Source organism: Janibacter sp. HTCC2649 (assembly GCF_000152705.1).
Lineage (GTDB): Bacteria > Actinomycetota > Actinomycetes > Actinomycetales > Dermatophilaceae > Knoellia.
This window is the reverse complement of the sequence record NZ_CH672413.1, coordinates 659,541-675,420: the sequence shown is the minus strand read 5'-3', so window position 1 is coordinate 675,420 and position 15,880 is coordinate 659,541. Positions and strand designations below refer to the sequence as shown.

The following is a 15,880-nucleotide window of genomic DNA, read 5'->3' as shown; positions in this document are numbered from 1 at the left end:
GCGTTGAGCCTCGCTGGTCGTGTTGTTGAAGTCTCGCCCGAGCGGTATCCCGCCTGGCGCGAGCGCTTCGACGCCGCCAATCCCGACGGTCCCCAGCGGATCGTCGGGATTGCGCATTTCGAGCACTCACCGCTCGCCGTGGTCCTGATCCGCAGGGGTGGGTATGCCGTCGCGCTCGTCGAGGGGTCCGCTCTCGTCGCGCACAAGGTCGGGACGCGTCACGTCCAGTCGCGCACCGCGGCGGGTGGGTGGTCACAGCAGCGGTTCGCCCGACGCCGGGGCAACCAGGCCGACGAACTCGTCCGGGCTGTGACGGAACACTTCCTGCGGATCGTGCCGGCCGGCATACCCCAAGGTTTGGTTGTCGGTGGGGACAAGACCTTGGTGGGCGAAGTCCTCGAGGATGCACGGATGTCGTTCCTGGAGAAGCTGCCGCGTCGCGAGTTCCACGACATCGGCGACCCCCGGCGAGCCGTGCTCGACGAGGTCCTCAAGCGAGCGCGGTCGGTCGAGATCCGCATCGACGACGGCGCGTGACGCGACTCAACGGCGTGACGGGGCCATGATGGGGAGATGGCCAGCTACAGCGTGAACAAGGCTGCGGTGAAGCACTGCCGTGAGCTCATCGAGGCCGGCAAGGTCGTCCTCGACAGTGACTGGGGAGACGTCCAACCCGACGCCGACGCGCAGAACGCGTTCCTGCAGGAGCACGAATGGGACGACTACGCGGTGTGGCACCTCGGTCTCACGAAGGACGCGAACGACGAGACCAAGGCGCGTCACGCGTTTGTCTATGGAGACTTCACCAAGGTGCACCGGAGTGCGCTGATCGCCTGCGTCTATCGGGCGTCGGAGTGGCGGCACAAGAAGGTCGAGCTCGCCGCCCATCGGTTGCTTCAGGAACTGGACAAAGCTCACCCCGGGTCGCAGTGATGCGCCCGGGGTGAGCGTGCCTGCGTCAGGTGCGGTTCAGGAGACCGTGTCGACGTTGAAGGTGTTGCACGAGTTGATGTCGCCCTTGGTGTAGCCCTGGAGGAACCAGCGCTGGCGCGCCTCGGCCGAACCATGGGTCCACGACTCGGGGTTGACCTGCCCCTGCGTCTTCTCCTGGATGCGGTCGTCGCCGACTGCCGAGGCCGCGGAGAGGGCGCTCTTGATGTCGGTGTCGGTGAGCGCCTTGAGGAAGGGCTTGCCGCTCGCGTCGTTGGTGGTCGAGGCGTTCTTGGCCCAGACACCAGCGAGGCAGTCGGCCATGAGCTCGATGCGCACGCCGCCGCTGTTGGGGCCCTGCGGGTCCTGCTGCGCGCGACCGAGGAGGCCGAGCTGGTCCTGGAGGGCGTGGCCGTACTCGTGGGCGACGACATACTCCTGCGCGAGGGCGCCACTGTCAGCCCCGAACTGCTTGGTGAGGATCGCGAAGAAGTCGGCGTCGATGTAGACCTTCTGGTCGAGGGGGCAGTAGAACGGGCCGACCTGGTTGCTGGCCGTGCCGCACTGCGACTGCGTCGAGCCGGTGTAGATCACGGTCTTCGTCAACTGCCACTGCTTCTGGTAGCGGGGGAGCTCGGCGGCCCAGAAGGCGTTCACCGAGTTCACCGTGCCCACGACGCGACACTGGACGTCGGCGTTCGCGTCGGCGCCCGTCTTGCACTTGTCGAAGTCGGCACTGCTTCCGGACGTGCCGTCGACCTGCTCCTGGCTGCTGCCCGACGTGTCGGGGGACATGCCGGACGTGTCGATGCCGAAGATCAAACCGATGATGAGCAGGATGATGCCGCCGATGCCACCGCCGACGGCGATGCCTCCCGGGGCACCTCCGCCACCGCCTCCGGACTCCACCTGTGAGGTGTCCAGACCGGCGCCGTCGTTGAAGCTCATCCAAGGCCTCCCATGTATCGCGTTTTCCGTGCGGAGCACGGCCCACCTAGACTAAACGTCGAAAGGCCCGCGGTGCGTCAGCGGTGCGCCTCATGATCCACCTCAGTTTCCCCCGATTAAGGACTTCCCTGTGCTCACTGCCGCTGCGATCGAGCTGCGCGCGGGGTCCCGTCTCCTGCTGGACAACGTCTCCTTCCGAGTGCAGGCGGGTGACCGCATCGGCCTCGTCGGTCGCAACGGTGCCGGCAAGACCACGCTGACCAAGGTCCTCGCGGGTTCGGGTCAACCGGCGGCCGGGTCGGTGCAGAGCACGGGCGAGGTCGGCTACCTGCCGCAGGACCCGCGCACGGGCGATCTCCACGTCACGGGTCGTGACCGCATCCTGTCCGCCCGTGGCCTCGACCGCATCGTGCGCGAGCTGCGCGCCGCCGAGGTGGCCATGGCCGAGCAGACGGGCGAGAAGCTCGAGCAGGCCATGCGTCGCTACGGTCGGCTCGAGGGTGAGTTCCACGCGGCCGGAGGGTATGCCGCTGAGTCCGAGGCCGCGTCCATCGCCTCCGCTCTTGCGCTCGAGGAGCGCCATCTCGAGCAGACCCTCGCCACCCTGTCCGGTGGTCAGCGTCGCCGCATCGAGCTGTCGCGCATCCTCTTCTCCGGCGCCGAGACCCTGCTCCTGGACGAGCCGACGAACCACCTCGACGCCGACTCCATCGTCTGGCTGCGTGACCACCTCAAGGGCTACAAGGGTGGGCTCATCGTCATCTCGCACGATGTCGACCTCCTCGAGGCCGTGGTCAACAAGGTCTTCCACCTCGACGCCAACCGGGCCGAGCTCGACATCTACAACCTCGGCTGGAAGGCCTACCTCCAGCAGCGTGAGACCGACGAGCGTCGGCGCAAGCGCGAGCGGGCCAACGCCGAGAAGAAGGCCGGCGTCCTCATGGCGCAGGCCGACAAGATGCGCGCCAAGGCCACCAAGACGGTTGCCGCCCAGAACATGGCGCGCCGAGCCGAGCGCCTGCTGTCGGGGCTCGAGACCGAGCGCGTGAGTGACCGCGTCGCCAAGCTGCGCTTCCCGGACCCGTCGCCGTGCGGCAAGACGCCACTGCGAGCGAGTGGGTTGTCCCGCTCCTACGGGTCGCTCGAGATCTTCACCGACGTCGACCTCGCGATCGACCGAGGTTCTCGGGTCGTCGTCCTGGGCCTCAATGGTGCGGGGAAGACGACGCTGCTGCGCATGCTCGCCGGCGTCGACGCTCCGGACACCGGACAGGTCGAGCCCGGCCACGGTCTCAAGATCGGCTACTACGCCCAGGAGCACGAGAACCTCGACGTCGACCGGTCCGTGCTCGACAACATGAAGTCGGCCGCACCGGAGCTCGGCGAGACGGACGTCCGCAAGACGCTGGGCTCGTTCCTCTTCACCGGTGATGACGTCGACAAGCCGGCCGGAGTTCTCTCCGGTGGTGAGAAGACCCGTCTGTCGCTCGCCCTGCTCGTCGTGTCGTCGGCCAACGTGCTGCTCCTCGACGAGCCCACCAACAACCTCGACCCGGCATCACGCGCCGAGATCCTCGGCGCTCTCAAGACCTACAAGGGTGCCGTCGTCCTCGTGACGCACGACGAGGGTGCCGTCGATGCCCTCGAGCCCGAGCGGATCCTGTTGCTGCCCGACGGTGTCGAGGACCTGTGGGGTCCTGACTACAAGGACCTCGTCAACCTCGCCTGACTCGCGGGATGGGCGACGGCTGTCGGTGCCGCGCCGTAACGTCGAGGTGGGTCGCACCGAAGTCCACGGAATGCGGGCGCAGTGACGCTGGTTTGACCTCAAGCGCACCTGAGGATTGAGGATCGTTCACATGAACACGTTCGACGAGGTCGGGAACCACACACCATGAGCATGGCCGGTTGGCAGGCAATCCAGAGCCTGAGCAAGGACGCGAGCGTCAAGTCCAAGGAGCTCGCGCCGGGGACGGCGCGACGCGTGCTGTCGTATGCGCGTCCCTATCGCCGGATCATCGTGTGGTTCCTCCTGCTGGTGGTCGTGGACGCACTGCTCATCGTGTCCACACCGCTGATCCTCAAGAGCCTCATCGACGACGGCATCATGCCCAAGGACTCGAGCCTCGTCATCCGCCTCGCCCTCCTCGTGGCCGCGCTGGCGGTCGTGAGCGCCGTGGTCACCCTGCTGTCGCGGTGGCTGTCGGCCCGGATCGGCGAGGGGCTCATCGTCGACCTGCGCACCCAAGTGTTCTCCCACGTGCTGCGTCAGCCCATTGCCTTCTTCACCCGCGCCCAGACCGGCGCGCTCGTCTCGCGCCTCAACAACGACGTGATCGGGGCCCAGCAGGCCTTCACCTCGGTGCTGTCGAGCGTGGTGAGCAATGCCGTCTCACTCGTCCTGATCATTGGTGTCATGGGGTTCCTGTCGTGGCAGCTCACCCTGGCCTCGCTCGTCCTCGTGCCGCTCTTCCTCATCCCGGCGCGCACGATGGGTGGTCGGCTGGCTGGCCTCGCCCACGACCAGATGGGGTTCAACGCCGACCTCGGCACGCGCATGACCGAACGGTTCAACGTCGCCGGCGCACTGCTCGTCAAGATCTACGGCAACCCCAAGGTCGAGAACCGCGAATACGCCCAGCGCGCGAGCAGCGTCAGGGACGTGGGCGTGAAGATCGCGGTCAACCGATCGATCTTCTTCGTCGGCCTCACCCTGGTCGCTGCGCTGGCGACAGCGCTCGTCTACGGCTTCGGTGGGGTCCTGGCGGTCAACGGGACGCTCTCGGTCGGGACGCTCCTTGCCCTCACCGCGCTGCTGGCCCGTCTCTACGGTCCGTTGACGACGATCTCCAACGCTCGGGTCGACGTCATGACCGCGCTCGTGTCGTTCGAGCGTGTCTTCGAGATCATCGACCTCGAGCCCCTCGTGGCCGAGGCGCCCGACGCCACAGTCGTTCCCGCTGGACCGGTGCGCCTCGACCTCGACCATGTCGGTTTCTCCTATCCGGCCGCCGACGCCGTGTCGCTCAGCTCCCTCGAGTCCACCGCCACCGGCGACCGCGAAGCCGGTGACGTCGTGCTCGAGGACATCGACGCGACGATCGAGCCCGGTCAACTGGTCGCACTCGTTGGACCCAGCGGTGCCGGCAAGTCGACCCTGACCTCACTCGTCGCTCGCCTCTACGACCCGACGAGCGGTGCCGTGCGCATCAACGGTGCCGACCTGCGGACGGTGAGCCTGGAGTCGCTGCGCGACACCGTCAGCGTGGTCACGCAGGAGGCTCACCTCTTCCACGACACGATCCGGACGAACCTCCTGTATGCCGCCCCGTCGGCCACCGATGCCGACATCGAGGCGGCGTTGCGCGCGGCCCGCATCTGGGACCTCGTCGACCGACTGCCCTCCGGGCTCGACACGGTCGTGGGGGACCGCGGGCACCGCCTCAGCGGCGGGGAGAAGCAGCGCATCGCGATTGCGCGCCTGCTCCTCAAGGGTCCCCGGCTCGTCGTCCTCGACGAGGCCACCGCCCACCTGGACAGCGAGAGCGAGGTGGCGGTGCAGCGAGCACTCGACGCCGCGCTCGAGGGCCGGACCGCGCTGGTCATTGCCCACCGACTCTCCACGGTCCGCCATGCCGACGTCATCCTCGTGCTCGACGGCGGCCGAATCGTCGAACGGGGGACGCACCTGGAGCTGCTCGCGCGCGGAGGTCTCTACAGCGACCTCTACACGACCCAGTTCGCCGATGACACGAAGGTCACTCCGGCGCCCCACGTCTAGTCCCTTGGCGCGCAGGTGGTAATCCCTTTGGGCCAACTTCCGGCAGTTCCGCGGTTCTGTGCGTGATGCATCCCAAGCATGGACAGTGGGGAAGGCACGACTCGTGCGTCCCACGGACTCCTCGGAGGGACACGGCTCATGGCTCGGCACACGACACGACGGTTCACCAGTGCGGCTTTCGGATTGGCGCTGGTCGGCGCGTCCGGCATCGCCTTCACCGGTGCGGCACACGCTGACCCGAACAAGAACATCACGATCTGCCACGCGACCAGCTCGACGAGCAACGAGTTCGTCGTCATCAAGGTGGACGCCTCCTCGATCGTCGAGGAGAACGGACACAGCGAGCACCAGGGCAAACAGGACGTCATTCCGCCGTTTGAGTACGTCTCCGAGAACACTGAGGAGACGGTGAGCTTCGACGGTTTGAACTGGGACGACAACTGGGAGACCAATGGCGAGGGTGTCGCGCTGGAGAAGGTGACCAAGGCCGACTGCATGGCCCCCGGCTCCACCTCGACCCCGACGCCGACCGTGACCCCGACATCGACCCCGACATCGACCTCGACCATGACCCCGACGTCGACCCCGACCGGAACCTCCACGCCTTCGGGTCCCACGGGTCCGGTCGTCGAGACCGACCTCGTCGACCCGGCCGGCCCCAACCCCGCCCTCCTCGGTGGTGGCGCCGCGCTGCTCCTGGCCGGTGCTGCTGCGTCTGTGGCCGCCGCGCGTCGCCGGGGTAGCCACTCCTGATGCCACGAAGCCCCTTGCACGTCGGGGGTCTCGTCGCCATCTTCGTCGGCGCGCTCCTCCTCTCGCTCGGCCTGGGCCGGGCGGGGGAGGAGGCCGCGCCGGCCGCGCTGCGCTCCGCACTTGCGCCATCGGCGTCTGCCAGCTCTGCCTCGCCCAGTCATTCCGAGGCGAGTCGATCCCAGACGACTCCGTCGGTCAGCCCTTCCCAGCCCGAGGTCCCGGTCCCTGTCCCGTCGCCGACACCCACGCGAGCCGTCCGTAAGGCGGTGCAGGGCGCGAGTCCCAGCGTGTCGACACCGGCCACCGCGGGCCTGCGTCTGAGCGTTGCTGCCATCAACCTCCGCACCTCCCTGCGGTCGGTCGGCGTGGATGCGTCGGGCGTGATCAGCCCGCCGGCGGGCCAGGCCCGCTGGGTGCGCGGTTTTGGTCGGGTGCAACCGGGCAAGGTCGGGACGGCCGTCATCGCTGGGCACGTCGTCTCGTCGGGTGACCCGGACGTCTTCTCACGCCTCTCGTCAGTCCGGGTGGGCAACGAGGTGGTTGTCACGTCTGGGTCGATGTCACGCACCTATGTCGTCACCCGCGCAGCCGTCGTGAAGAAGTCAGCCCTGACCCATGACGCCGACGTCTGGGGACAGAACACCTCGAAGCGGCGAATCGTCCTCATCACCTGCGACGACGAGCTCGGCTATCGCAGCGATGGACATCGCGTCGCGAACTACGTCGTCGTCGCGGACGCCCTCTGACGGTCGGGTCAGGTGACCAGGGCTTCACTGCGAGTCGTCGAGGGGATCAGTAGTCCTCTTCGTCCCAGATGCGGACCTTCTTGGGTTTGGCGGGGCGCTCCGGCTGCTCATCGCGCAGCTCCCGTCGCAGTCCGAGCCAGATGAGGAACAGCCCGACGGGCATGGACATCCACCACTGGAACGCGTAGGCCTGATGTGGCCCCAGGCTGCGGTCGGGATCGGCAAGGGGCGCCGGGCGTGCTGGTGACGCTCCGTCAGCGACCTGTTCGGCGTCGAGGACGACATAGCCATCCAGGACCTGCGTGCGCCACGCCTTCTCGACGTCGGGAAGGCTGATGCTCGCCACCTGACCGGACGGCAACTTCTTGCTGTCGGTGTTCTCGAGGGGGCGGACCCAACCGACGACCGTGACCTCGCCCTGTGGCGCCGGTGGGACGTCCGGGACCACAGCCGCTCCGCGGTCGGAGTTCTGCACCCAGCCGCGGTCGACCACCACGGTGGTGCCGTCGGCCAGTCGCAGGGGAGCCAACACCTCATAGCCGAAGACACTGTTGTTCGGTCGGTTGCGCACGAGCAGCTGCTCACCGGCATACGTGCCGGACGCGGTGACCCTCGTCCAGTCGTCCTTGGCCCGGTTCACCGGCCGGTGGGACAGGACATCCGTGGCCGGAACGGGAGCGGCGCGGTAGTGGGCGTTGAGGAGAGCATTGCGCTCCGCCTTGAACTCGTAGCGGCCGTACTGCCAGTGACCCAGGTGGTAGCCGAGGAAGGCGTAGAGGATGGCGAGGGCGAGAGCACCCATCCAACGGGGGGTGAACAGACGCCGAAACACGCTCGTCACGCTACCCGGCATACCCTGAGGTCATGTCCACCGCCCCGATCGCCGCCCAACTGCTCGACCAACACGGTCGGGTGGCACGTGACCTACGGGTGTCGGTGACGGACCGCTGCAACCTGCGGTGCCGCTACTGCATGCCGGCCGAGGGCCTGCCCTGGCTCGCGAAGCCCGAGATGCTGACCGACGACGAGCTGATCCGGCTCGTGTCGATCTTCGTCGCACTGGGCGTCGAGCAGGTGCGTCTCACCGGTGGCGAGCCTCTGCTCCGCCGGTCCCTGACCGACCTTGTGGGCCGCATCGCCGCCCTCACGCCGCGGCCGCGCATCGCCATGACCACCAACGGCATTGGGCTGGATCGGCTTGCCGGACCACTGGCCGCTGCCGGTCTCGACCGGGTCAACATCAGCCTGGACACGGTCGACCCCAAGGAGTTCGCCGACCTGACCCGGCGCGACCGGTTGAAGGACGTCGAGGCCGGACTCGAGGCGGCCCGCGAAGCCGGGCTGGTGCCCGTCAAGGTCAACGCGGTGGCGATGCGGGGCATCAACGACCACTCCGTGGCCGACCTCCTGGCGTGGTGTCTCGAGCGTGGGTACGAGCTGCGGTTCATCGAGCAGATGCCGCTCGATGCGCAGCACGGCTGGGACGCGTCAACGATGATCGGCTCCGACGAGATCCGGACCCGACTCTCGGAGCGCTTCACGATCACGCCGCTGCCGGTGTCAGAGCGGGGGAGTGCGCCTGCCGAGCGGTTCCTCGTCGATGGCGGACCCGCCACCGTGGGCATCATCGCCAGCGTGACGGCTCCGTTCTGCGGAGCGTGTGACCGCACTCGACTCACGGCGGACGGCCAGGTGCGCAACTGCCTCTTCTCCCAGCGTGAGACCGACCTGCGCGCGCCCATGCGTGATGGTGCCAGCGACGACGACCTCGCGGCCCTCATCACGGGCGAGATGTGGCGCAAGGCCAAGGGGCACGGCATCGGCACGGCCGACTTCGTACAGCCGATCCGGCCCATGAGCGCCATCGGCGGCTGAGGGTCCTCAGCCTGCGTCGGCGGGAATCTCGTCGACGGGGACTGTGTCACGAAGGAAGCCCCGCATCGACAGGAAGTCACCCAGGGTGACGCGGTGCTCGTCGCAGCCGAGCCACACCTTGCGTCGCTCGGCGGTGTGCAGCTTGGGGTTGTTCCAGAGCAACCCCCACGTCGCCTGCTCGCGACAGCCCTTGGCACTGCAGATCATCTCGGGGCCCTGCGTCTTCGAAGGCTCAAGCCCGAAGAGACCGCTCACTGGTCGAGCTGTCGCCGGTGGGGGTCCTGCGGGGTGACGGCGGAGACCCGACCGGCCACGCGCGGCGCACGCGCATTGGCGAACACCACCGCGACGTAGGGCAGGACAACGGCCAGCCCCACGCAGGTCCAGCGGATCCACCCCTGGGTGACGAACGCGAGCACGAAGCACCCCGTGCGAACTCCCATCGTCACGAGGTAGTGCTTCATCCTCGCGTTGATGTCGTCATCGGCGGCGGACCGTGCACTCGTCACGGACTGCACCGTCGGCTCGCCTCGCCGGTTCGTGCTCACCACGCCACTCTACGTCCGCATCCTGAGGACGAGGCACGGCCCCGAGGATGCGAGCTACCGGGCGGTAGTCCACTAGCGTCGTGCGCCATGAGCGCAGCACGCAACGTCCTTGTCACCGGTGGCAACAAGGGTATCGGTCAGGCCATCGCCACCGCCTTCGTCGAGGCCGGCGACACCGTCGTCGTGACCAGCCGCAGCGGCGACGCCCCGGACGGTCTGACCGCCGTGACGTGTGACGTCACCGACACCGAGTCGGTCAACGCGGCCTTCAGTGCGGCGGAGGAGATCTTCGGAGGACCCGTCCAGGTGCTCGTGGCCAACGCCGGCATCACCAAGGACGGCCTCCTCATGCGCATGAGTGACGAGGACTTCGACGCGGTCATCGACACCAACCTTGCCGGGACGTTCCGCTGCGTCCGGCGCGCGAGCACCGGGATGATCAAGGCCCGTGGTGGCCGGATCATCCTCATCTCCAGCGTCGTCGGGCTCTACGGAGGGCCGGGACAGGCCAACTACGCCGCCAGCAAGGCGGGACTGGTGGGCCTCGCGCGATCGGTGACCCGCGAGCTCGGCGGCCGTGGCATCACGGCCAACGTCGTGGCGCCCGGGTTCATCGAGACCGACATGACCGCAGCGCTGCCGGACGACACGCAGAAGTCCTACAAGGCCGGCATACCTGCTGGTCGTTTTGCCCAGCCCGCAGAGGTGGCCGCCGTCGTCCGCTTCCTCGCGTCCGACGACGCGGGCTACATCACCGGCGCGGTCATTCCCGTCGATGGCGGCCTCGGCATGGGCCACTGACACCAGACTTCACCCACACACCCTGTAGACCACATCCTGAAGGAGAACGACGCCGATGCTGCTCGAGGGCAAGAAGCTGCTCATCACGGGGGTCCTCATGGACTCCTCGATCGCCTTCCACGTCGCCAAGCTGGCACAGGAGCAGGGCGCCGAGGTCGTGCTCACCTCCTTCGGGCGGACGATGAAGATCACGACGACCATCGCCAAGCGCCTGCCGACGACGCCGCCCGTCGTCGAGCTCGACGTCACCGACGCCGAACACCTCGACACGTTGGCGGAGCGCCTCGGCGAGCACGTCGACCACCTCGACGGAGTCCTGCACTCGATCGGGTTCGCACCCCAGGGCGCCTTCAACTTCCTCGAGGGGACCTTCGAGGACGTCTCGGTCGCGATGCACGCCTCGGCCTACTCACTCAAGTCCCTGGCTGTCGCTGCGTTGCCCTTGATGACGCCCGGCTCGTCCGTCGTCGGCCTCACCTTCGACGCGAAGTTCGCCTGGCCCGTCTACGACTGGATGGGCGTGGCGAAGGCCGCGTTCGAGTCGACCAACCGCTACCTCGCGCGCGATCTCGGGCCCAAGGGCGTGCGGTGCAACCTCGTCGCTGCCGGCCCCATCCGCACGACGGCCGCGAAGTCCATCCCGGGCTTCCAGACCTTCGAGGAGTCCTGGGGCCAGCGCGCGCCGTTGGGCTGGGACGTCAACGACGCCGTTCCTGCAGCCAAGGCCTGTGCGGCGCTGCTGTCCGACTGGTTCCCGGCGACGACGGGCGAGATCGTCCACGTCGACGGTGGCGTGCACGCGATGGGCTTCTGATCCTCCCCGCTCCAACTAGGCTCTGCTGGTGACCAGCGACCTTCACACCAGCCCTGCCGTGACCGCCACCGAGGTCAGGGTCCTCGAGGGACCCAACCTCTACTTCCCGAAGCCAGCCGTCAAAGTCACGCTCGACCTCACGGCATACCTCGAGGCCGACAAGGACACGGTCCGTCGCGTCGCCCGCACGGCTGGCCTCGGCGCCATCCAGGCCGGGTCGCCCGGCACCGAGCAACGCCAGCGGGTCATCGCCCGACTGGCCGAGCGGGCCGTGCGTCGCGTGTCGGTGGGTTCCGGGACGGGCCGGCTCGGCGTGAAGTCCCGCTCGGGTGGGGACCGTTCGGTCGTCGTCGTGTCGTTCGTGTGGCGCCGACGCGGACCGGCCCAGGCCCTGGGCGAGTCGGTCGCGCCGGTTCTCGCGGCGTGGCTCGAGGGGCGCGACGTCGTCGATGAGCAGGCTGTCCTGGTGCGCGAGGCGCCCGATGGCCCACCTGCCCGCATCGTCACGCCCCGCATCCCCGTGGCCTCCATCACCGGGACCAACGGCAAGACCTCGACCACCCGCCTGCTCGCCCACATCGCGATGACGTCCGGGAAGCACACTGCCTGGAGCTCGACCGACGGTGTCGTCGACCACGGGACGATGATCGAGCCCGGCGACTTCTCCGGCCCTGCTGGTGCACGTGGCGTCCTCGGCGCGCCCGGTGTCGAGATCGGCATCCTCGAGACGGCCCGCGGCGGCATGCTCCTCAAGGGGCTGGGCGTCTCTCACAACGACGTGTCGGTCGTGACGAACGTGACGGCAGACCATCTCGGCCTCCAAGGCGTCGACACCGTCGACCAGCTCGCCGAGGTCAAGGCCATCATCACGCGGGCGACCCGCCCCGACGGATGGACCGTGCTCAACGGCGACGACCCCCGTGTCTGGGCGATGCGCACCGGGTCGCCCGCCAAGCCCTGGGTCTTCTCGCTCGACGCAAACTCCCCGGCCATCCGTGAGGCACTCGGAGCCGGTGGTCGCGCCATCACGGTGCTCGACGACCGCGTCACCGTGCTGACCGACTCCGGCGTCCCGGACCGGCTGGTGTCCGTCGTCGACGTCCCCATGACGATCAGTGGTCTGTCGCGCCACAACGTCACCAACGTCCTGGCGGCCACGGCAGCGGCGCTGGCGCTCGGAATCGATCGTGCCGCGGTCATCGAGGGGCTGCGCACCTTCCGGCCCGATGCCGCGTTGAACCCCGGTCGCATGAACACCTACTCGGCTCCCGGCGGGCTCGGCGGCACGTGCACCGTGGTCGTCGACCTCGCCCACAACGAGGCCGGGCTCGAGGCTCTCATGGACGTCGCCGAGGGCCTGCGCCAGCCCGGTTCGCGCATTCACCTCGGACTCGGTGCCGGCGGCGACCGCACAGACGAGATCCTGGAGAACCTCGGCGAGATCGCCGGTCACCGCGCCGACCACATCGTCGCGGCACACAAGGCGCACTACCTGCGCGGCCGCAGCATGGAGGACCTCGAGGCGCACCTGCGCATCGGCCTCCAGCGCGCCGGGGTTGCCGACATCGACTCGTACGAAACCGAGCTGACCGGTCTGAGGGCCCTGGTCGAAGTGGCCCACGACGGCGACGTGGTCGCGATCATGTGCCACTCGGAACGCCAGGCGATCTACGACTGGCTCGCCGAGATCGGTGCCGTCGCCGACACGACGGCAAGCATCCGGCGCAAGGTCATCCTGGCCCGCGGTGAGCACGAGGCCGAGGAGGCCATCACGGCCCTCTGGGAGGACGAGGACGCCGAACGCCGCATCGCCACCGGCACGGCGCTGTATGCCGCGTATCCCGACGACGCTCGTATCGCCTACGAGTACGGCGGGACCTTCGACTCCGCAGGACAGCCGGACCGGGCCATCGAGCTCTACCGCGAAGCGCTGAGCGGAGGTCTGCGAGAGCCGTTTCGGCACCGGGCAGTCATCCAGATGGCGTCATCGCTGCGCAACGTGGGTGGGCACGACGAGGCTGTCGCGCTCCTCGACGACCTGGCCGTTGACCGCCCCGAGTCCATCGGCATCGCCGGCTTCCGGGCCCTCGCGCTGCACTCCGCGGGACGATCCGACGAGGCCCTCGGCAGCCTGTTGGCAGCCGTGGCGCACGGGAGCATGGACGAGGACGTCCTGCGCTACCGACGTTCGCTCACGGCATACGCCGAAGAACTGGCTCGTCCGGCGCAGTCCAGCGACTGAGCCAATTGCCCGAGGTCTGGCCGCAGAGGGGCGAGTGGGTCTAGGTTCGCGAGCACGGAATTCGCGTGTCCCGCCGAGCAGGGGAGTGCCCCATGGCCATCTCGTTGTCGCAGCAGCTCACCCGCAAGAAGCCGATCGCCCTCGCGACGGATCCGAACCATCCGGAGCACCACCACGCCGGCCCGGAGCTGGAGCGCACGATCGGCACCTTTGCGCTGACGATGTTCGGTGTCGGCGCCACGGTGGGCACGGGCATCTTCTTCGTGCTCCAGGAGGCCGTGCCGGACGCGGGGCCCGCGGTCATCATCTCGTTCATCATCGCGGGTGTGGCTGCTGGTCTCTCGGCGCTCTGCTACGCGGAGATGGCGAGTGCGATCCCGGTCAGCGGATCGACCTACTCGTATGCGTACCACGCGCTTGGCGAACTGGTCGCGATGGTCATCGCCGCATGTGTCCTCCTCGAGTACGGCGTCGCGGCCTCGGCGGTCGCGGTCGGGTGGAGCGGCTATCTCAACGAGTTCCTCGAGCAAACCGTTGGTGTGCAGTTCCCTGACGCCCTGTCCTACAGCCCGATTCCGTTTGAGGAGAACACCACCGGCATCCTCAACCTGCCGGCCGTCATCCTCGTCGTGATGTGTACACTGCTCCTCATGCGCGGAGCGAGTGAGTCCGCGCGGATCAACACGATCATGGTGCTCATCAAGCTCGCGGTCCTCGTGCTGTTCGTCGTCATCGGCCTCACGGCCTTCCAGGTCGACCGCTTCGACAACTTCTGGGCGTCAGGCTCGGCGGGAATCAGCGCGGCCGCGGGCACGATCTTCTTCTCCTTCATCGGACTTGATGCCGTGTCGACAGCGGGCGAGGAGGTGAAGGATCCCCAGAAGGCTCTGCCGCGTGCCCTCATGGCCGCGTTGGTCATCGTCATCTCGGTCTATGTACTGGTTGCGCTGGCAGGTATCGGTGCACAGCCCCTCGAAGAGTTCTCCAGTGACGAGCAGCAGAGTGCTGGACTCGCCGTGATCCTCGAGAACATCACCGGGAACGCCGTGGCCGGGACGATCCTTGCCGCCGGAGCGGTGATCTCGATCTTCTCCGTGACACTGGTGACGCTCTATGGGCAGACCCGCATCCTCTTCGCGATGGGTCGGGACCGAATGCTCCCCGACAAGTTTGCCGAGGTGAGCCCCAAGACCCTGACGCCAGTCTTCAACACGGTGGTCGTCGGCACGGTCGTGGCCCTCATCGCTGGCTTCGTCCCCTCGGACTACCTCTGGGACACGGTGTCGATCGGCACGCTCATGGCGTTCTCCGTGGTGGCGCTCGGTGTCATCGTCCTGCGGCGTACCCGCCCGGATCTGCACCGGCCCTTCAAGATCCCGGGGTACCCGGTGACGCCGATCATCACGATCGTTGCGTGCGTCTACGTGCTCTCCGGGCTGGCCGCCATCACCTGGATCGTCTTCGCGGTCTGGCTGGCCATCGTGCTGGCGTTCTACTTCTTCTGGGGACGCAAGCACTCCCGGCTCGGTTCGCTTGACGTGGAGGAGTCGTGACGTTGCTCGTGGGCTTCCGCGGGGGAGCCGACGACCTGTCGGGGCTGGAGCTCGCGGCGACGCTCGCGCGCTCGTCGGGCGTGCCGCTGGAAATCCTCTCGGTCGTCCCGGCGTCATGGCCGACGCCGATCGCGGGTGCTGCGGACCGCGACTTTGCCCGGTGGTCCTCGGAGCAGGGTGACGCCGCCGTTCGCGAGGCCGAGAAACTCGTCGCCGAGATCTGCCCCGACCTCGAGACGACGACGCGATGGACGTCCTCCCGGTCGGTGGCGACCGGTCTGCTCGACGCCGTCGCGGAGGCAGGCGCCGACATGATCGTCATCGGGTCCCGATCCGATGCCGGGCACGGGCAGGTCAACGTCGGCTCAATCGCGAGCCGCCTGCTCCACTCCTCACGGGTGCCGGTGGCCCTGGCGACGCGGGGCTACCACCAGTCGGAGGCGGCTCGAGTCAGGCGGGTGACGTGTGCCTTCCGTGGTGACGAGTCCTCACTCTCCACCCTGGAGCGGACGGCCATCATCTGCACCGAGGTCGGCGCCGAGCTGCGGGTGGCCACCTTCGCCGTGCGGGGCCGCACGATGTATCCGCCGGAGGTGGGTGTGGCCGCAGAGGACGCGGTCCTCCATGCGTGGCTCGAACAGGCGGGACGGGCGCAGGTCGACGCCGTCGAGGGCCTCAAAGCGACCGGAACTGCGCCCGAGGCCCTCACGACGGTCGTCGGCGCCGGACGGTCCTGGACAGCCGCTCTCGACGCGGTCGGCTGGGAGCGTGACGACGTGCTCGTGGTCGGCTCGTCCCGGGAAGGCCGTCTCGAACGGCTCTTCCTGGGCTCGAGCGCCACGAAGATCGTCCGGCACTCACCCGTGCCGGTGATCGTCGTCCCCTGAGG

The 15,880-nt window shown here is 68.2% G+C and carries 16 protein-coding genes; 12 read left to right on the top strand and 4 right to left on the bottom strand.

The features are described from left to right. Positions 1-3: 3 nt before the first annotated feature. Both JNB_RS03260 and JNB_RS03255 read left to right on the top strand, forming a co-directional pair. Positions 4-537 (top strand): acVLRF1 family peptidyl-tRNA hydrolase, encoded by a 534-nt coding sequence (locus JNB_RS03260; protein ID WP_009774976.1) that lies wholly within the window; start codon positions 4-6, stop codon positions 535-537. Between the two features lie 36 nt (positions 538-573). Continuing rightward, entirely contained in the window at positions 574-933 is a 360-nt protein-coding gene (locus JNB_RS03255; RefSeq protein WP_009774975.1) for a hypothetical protein, read from the top strand. Between the two features lie 36 nt (positions 934-969). On the opposite strand, the gene JNB_RS03250 is transcribed toward JNB_RS03255, so the two are convergent. Beyond that, a complete protein-coding gene (locus JNB_RS03250; protein WP_009774974.1) occupies positions 970-1,878 on the bottom strand; it encodes a neutral zinc metallopeptidase in 909 nt (302 codons plus the stop codon). A gap of 130 nt (positions 1,879-2,008) precedes the next feature. Between JNB_RS03250 and JNB_RS03245 the strand changes: the two genes are divergently transcribed. The 4 genes from JNB_RS03245 to JNB_RS20255 all read left to right on the top strand — a co-directional run bounded on the left by JNB_RS03245 (position 2,009) and on the right by JNB_RS20255 (position 7,158). Next, a complete protein-coding gene (locus JNB_RS03245; protein ID WP_009774973.1) occupies positions 2,009-3,607 on the top strand; it encodes an ABC-F family ATP-binding cassette domain-containing protein in 1,599 nt (532 codons plus the stop codon). Positions 3,608-3,772: 165 nt separating this feature from the next. Then, entirely contained in the window at positions 3,773-5,659 is a 1,887-nt protein-coding gene (locus tag JNB_RS03240; protein WP_009774972.1) for an ABC transporter ATP-binding protein, read from the top strand. A 138-nt stretch (positions 5,660-5,797) separates the two neighbouring features. Then, on the top strand, positions 5,798-6,412 hold the full coding sequence (locus tag JNB_RS03235) for a hypothetical protein (RefSeq protein ID WP_009774971.1): 615 nt from the start codon (positions 5,798-5,800) through the stop codon (positions 6,410-6,412). After that, positions 6,412-7,158 carry a class F sortase gene (locus JNB_RS20255; protein ID WP_083784358.1) on the top strand — a complete coding sequence of 249 codons (747 nt, stop codon included), beginning with the start codon at positions 6,412-6,414 and terminating at the stop codon, positions 7,156-7,158. Before JNB_RS03235 ends, JNB_RS20255 begins: the two co-directional genes overlap by 1 nt. Before the next feature lie 46 nt (positions 7,159-7,204). Here the strand turns inward: JNB_RS20255 and JNB_RS03225 are convergent, their stop codons facing one another. Continuing rightward, entirely contained in the window at positions 7,205-7,990 is a 786-nt protein-coding gene (locus JNB_RS03225) for an SURF1 family protein (protein ID WP_148232298.1), read from the bottom strand. A gap of 32 nt (positions 7,991-8,022) precedes the next feature. Here JNB_RS03225 and moaA point away from each other — a divergent pair, with 32 nt between their 5' ends. Next, positions 8,023-9,033, top strand: coding sequence for a GTP 3',8-cyclase MoaA (gene moaA, locus JNB_RS03220; protein ID WP_009774967.1), 1,011 nt, complete (start codon positions 8,023-8,025; stop codon positions 9,031-9,033). A 6-nt stretch (positions 9,034-9,039) separates the two neighbouring features. On the opposite strand, the gene JNB_RS03215 is transcribed toward moaA, so the two are convergent. Together JNB_RS03215 and JNB_RS03210 are read right to left on the bottom strand one after the other, a co-directional pair. Next, entirely contained in the window at positions 9,040-9,240 is a 201-nt protein-coding gene (locus JNB_RS03215) for a hypothetical protein (RefSeq protein WP_050766672.1), read from the bottom strand. Between the two features lie 44 nt (positions 9,241-9,284). After that, the gene (locus JNB_RS03210; RefSeq protein ID WP_237700598.1) at positions 9,285-9,581 is read right to left on the bottom strand and encodes a DUF3099 domain-containing protein; all 297 of its coding nucleotides are present in this window, start codon (positions 9,579-9,581) and stop codon (positions 9,285-9,287) included. 87 nt (positions 9,582-9,668) lie between these two features. Here JNB_RS03210 and fabG point away from each other — a divergent pair, with 87 nt between their 5' ends. The 5 genes from fabG (at position 9,669) to JNB_RS03185 (ending at position 15,878) form a co-directional block, all read left to right on the top strand. Further along, positions 9,669-10,382: a 3-oxoacyl-ACP reductase FabG gene (gene fabG / locus JNB_RS03205; RefSeq protein WP_009774964.1), complete on the top strand. Its 714-nt coding sequence runs from the start codon at positions 9,669-9,671 to the stop codon at positions 10,380-10,382. A 55-nt stretch (positions 10,383-10,437) separates the two neighbouring features. Further along, entirely contained in the window at positions 10,438-11,196 is a 759-nt protein-coding gene (gene fabI / locus JNB_RS03200) for an enoyl-ACP reductase FabI (protein ID WP_009774963.1), read from the top strand. 28 nt (positions 11,197-11,224) lie between these two features. Further along, entirely contained in the window at positions 11,225-13,438 is a 2,214-nt protein-coding gene (locus JNB_RS03195; protein ID WP_009774962.1) for a tetratricopeptide repeat protein, read from the top strand. Between the two features lie 92 nt (positions 13,439-13,530). Then, positions 13,531-14,991: an APC family permease gene (locus JNB_RS03190; RefSeq protein ID WP_009774961.1), complete on the top strand. Its 1,461-nt coding sequence runs from the start codon at positions 13,531-13,533 to the stop codon at positions 14,989-14,991. Beyond that, complete coding sequence (locus tag JNB_RS03185; RefSeq protein ID WP_009774960.1) at positions 14,988-15,878, top strand: universal stress protein; 891 nt, start codon at positions 14,988-14,990, stop codon at positions 15,876-15,878. The genes JNB_RS03190 and JNB_RS03185 overlap by 4 nt, the downstream gene beginning before the upstream one ends. The last annotated feature ends 2 nt before the right edge of the window (positions 15,879-15,880 follow it).